Genomic DNA, 3422 nt, shown 5'->3' with positions numbered 1-3422 from the left:
CTTCGTTTCTTAAAGATGATCTTCGGGAAGAATGCCACCTTTAATTCAAACGAGGATTTCCGCAGCCAGTTTAACGCAGACTGGGCACACAGGTTATTAGTGTTGGTGGATGAACTTCTACTGAACAAGATGGAAGACACCGAAAAGATAAAGAATTTATCTACCGCAGGGGATTATAAAATAGAAGCCAAAGGTAAAGATCGGAAAGAGATAGAGTTCTTTGCCAAGTTTGTCCTTTGCTCTAATAACGAACGGAATCCAATCATCATTCCAAAAGAAGAGGTAAGGTTCTGGGTACGCAAGATAAATCCGATAGAAAAGGATAATATCTACCTAAGAAGCTTTATGATGAAGGAGATTCCTCATTTTCTTCACTTTTTACTAAACAGGGAGCTATCCACAAAGAATGAATCCCGTATGTGGTTTAATCCTTCTTTATTGGAGACACCCGCTCTTCTCAAAATCAAGAAATATAACACCAATAAGATTGAAGCAGAGTTAGCCGCTTATTGCTCGGATGTAATGGATAAGCTTGGAGAGGATAAGATGTTTTGTTGTCCTAAAGACTTTATGGATGCTATTCGTGATGCCGGACTTAAAGCTGACATAACTCAAATACGAAACATACTGAAGGATGGCTGGGGACTTCGCTCTGATAAAAATAGTGATTACACTTTCTATTACATAGGAATAGAAGGAAATCTCATTCCTATGAAAAGAAAAGGAAGGTACTTGGAAATAAAGCGAGGGCTTATTGATGAAATTCTGTTGTAATGTGTTACCCTATTATTTAAGCCAATGATAATCAAAGAGTACACTATTCCAACAACAACACAACAAATGCACAACAAAATAATCGTTGTTGTGAACAGCCTGCAACGGCATTTTGGTTTGTTGTGAATTTGTTGGGCGAATAACAAACTATACAACAGCTATTTATTTCTATTTCACCACAAAACAACAACAAATTTAAATTATGGTAAGTAACGATATAATGGGTATAAGTATACGGGAATATCTTATACGGATGGGAGTCAATCCCATTAGAGAGAATGATCAGAAAGGGATGTTTCTATCTCCTTTTAGAAAAGAGACAACGGCAAGCCTAAGTGTGAACTATGTAAAGAACCTATGGTTTGATCATGGGCTTAGTCTTGGTGGAAATATAGTTAACCTGGTATCACGTTTAGAGGGCTGTTCTTTTGCCGAAGCAGCCCAAAGGCTTGAAGAGGGTTCTTTTTCTTTTCATAGAAAAAATATTTCTATGCAGGAAAAGCAAGAATCAGAGATAGTTATTCGTAAGATACAGCTGTTGGCCAATCCAGCTTTACAGGAATACTTGAAAGAGAGAGGAATCTCTATCGACATCGCAAAGGCAAATTGCAAGGAGGTTTACTATTCGGTAAACGATAAACCTTATTTTGCTATCGGCTTTAAGAACGACACCGGAGGATATGAACTAAGGAGTAAATATTTCAAAGGGTGTACCTCTAAAGATATTACTTCACATAGCTCCGAGCAAAGCAGTTGCCTACTGTTCGAGGGTTTTATGGATTACCTCTCATTCCTGACGATAAAGAATTGGCAACGTTCTCCGGTAGATGCAATCATTTTGAACTCGTTGGCGAATCTGCCGAAAGTAGAGAATACACTTGCCGGATACAAATCCGTAGCCCTATTTCTTGATAATGATGAAGCCGGAAAGCGAGCTGTTCAGAGTTTACGCTCGGTTTGCAAAGAGGTCATAGACCAGTCTGCACACTATGCAAAATATAAAGACCTGAACGACTACTTACGCAATCGTTCCGTTCCTAAGCAAGCCGTAATAAAGAAGCCGGGCAGAGGTCGTAAGATGTAATCTGCCGCAGCTACCCCAAAGGTTTTCCCCCTTTGGAATCTCCCTTAGCGGTCTCTCGACCGCAGTCGCATAAAGCGACTATTCAATGTGCAAATCATCCCTCTGCCGGTGTTGTTCTATCGGCAGCAGTGATTTCCACAAACTAAATTTCAAACAATTTAATTTGCATTAGCATGGGATATGTTGTTTTCCATTTAGATAAGTCGCCCGGAAATGAGTCTGCCATGACAGATCATATCGAGCGAAAAGTAATACATCCAAATGTAGATCCTGAACGGGTACATTTGAATAAAGAACTCGTTGAGTTTCCTGATGGCATAAAAAACCGGACGGAAGCTATTCGACACAGATTAGATACCGCAGGGCTGAAACGTCAGATTGGCAAGAATCAAGTAAAAGTAATCCGCGTCATGATTTCAGGTAGCCCCGAAGATATGAAGCGGATAGAGAGTGAAGGCAAACTGGATGATTGGTGTCGGGATAATATGGATTATCTGAAGAAAACATTTGGAGAAGAGAATCTGGTAGCTGCTACTTTACACATGGACGAAACCACTCCACACATCCACGCCTCTATCGTTCCGATAGTAAGAGGCGAGCGAAGGCAGAAAAAACCAAAAAAGAAACCAGAAGAGGATAATCAGGCGCAGAAACCAAACGAAGGACAAAAGCCAAAGCGCACATATAAGAAAAAAGACCCGAACATGCCTCGCCTATGCGTTGATGATGTAATGGCAAGGGAAAAGCTGATAGAGTATCAGGATACATACGCCGCAGCTATGGCTAAATACGGATTAGAAAGAGGCATAAAAGGTTCAGATGCCCGACATATAACTCTAACGGAGCATTATCGCAATCAAACGATAGAGAGTAATAACTTGCAGATAAATATAGAACAGCTCTTAGCGGTAGAAGAAGCCAAGCGGCAACGCATTGAGGAACTCAAACAAAAGGAACAGGAAGCCAAACTGAAATCCATTCAAGCAGAGGAACAAAAGCAGCAGAAAGAGTCCGAACTGAAAAAGACAGAAGAGAGCCTCAATCAAGTAAAAGGGCAACTTAAAACCGAGGAGTTTAAGAATAAAGCTGCCGATGTTGGTTCTAATATCATTGAGGGCATAGGTTCGCTTGTCGGTACTTCCAAGGTAAAACGGCAACAACAAGAGATTGAGAGCCTGAAACACGAGAAGTACGAATTACAGCAAGATATTGACGGACTTACCCAAACAATCAGTAGGGAACGAAGCGAACGACAACAAGAAACAATGCAATTGAAAGCTGAAATACACAAAATCCACGATTGGCTACCAGACACACCTACACTTATCAAATGGGGCGAGTATTGTCAGAAGATAGGCTTTTCAAACACACAGGCCAAAGACCTTATTAACATGAGGCCAGTCCGATTCTCCGGTGAATTATATTCTACTGAACACAGTCAGCGATTCAAAGTTAATGATGCAGAGGTACGGTTTGATAAAGGTACAGGAGCGCCGAGCAGCTTTCGGTTACTACTTAATGGAATCAGTCTTGCCCAATGGTTCAGGCAGAAGTACGATGAGTT

At 40.8% G+C, this 3422-nt stretch carries 3 protein-coding genes; all 3 read left to right on the top strand.

Going from position 1 to position 3422, the window contains the following annotated elements; genetic code table 11:
* The coding region (locus tag M2135_RS15505; RefSeq protein ID WP_280749433.1) for a primase-helicase family protein at positions 1-774 on the top strand (774 nt) is incomplete at its 5' end.
* A 202-nt stretch (positions 775-976) separates the two neighbouring features.
* Positions 977-1858 (top strand): toprim domain-containing protein, encoded by an 882-nt coding sequence (locus M2135_RS15500; RefSeq protein WP_280749432.1) that lies wholly within the window; start codon positions 977-979, stop codon positions 1856-1858.
* Positions 1859-2031: 173 nt separating this feature from the next.
* Positions 2032-3422, top strand: a 1391-nt coding sequence (gene mobV, locus M2135_RS15495; RefSeq protein ID WP_280749431.1) for a MobV family relaxase, incomplete at its 3' end; no start/stop codon positions are given.

Origin of the sequence: Parabacteroides sp. PF5-9, from assembly GCF_029893105.1 — a bacterium.
In the GTDB taxonomy this organism is placed as follows: domain Bacteria; phylum Bacteroidota; class Bacteroidia; order Bacteroidales; family Tannerellaceae; genus JARXWG01.
Note: the sequence above shows the minus strand (reverse complement) of the source record. Positions and strands in the feature narration are given on the sequence as shown.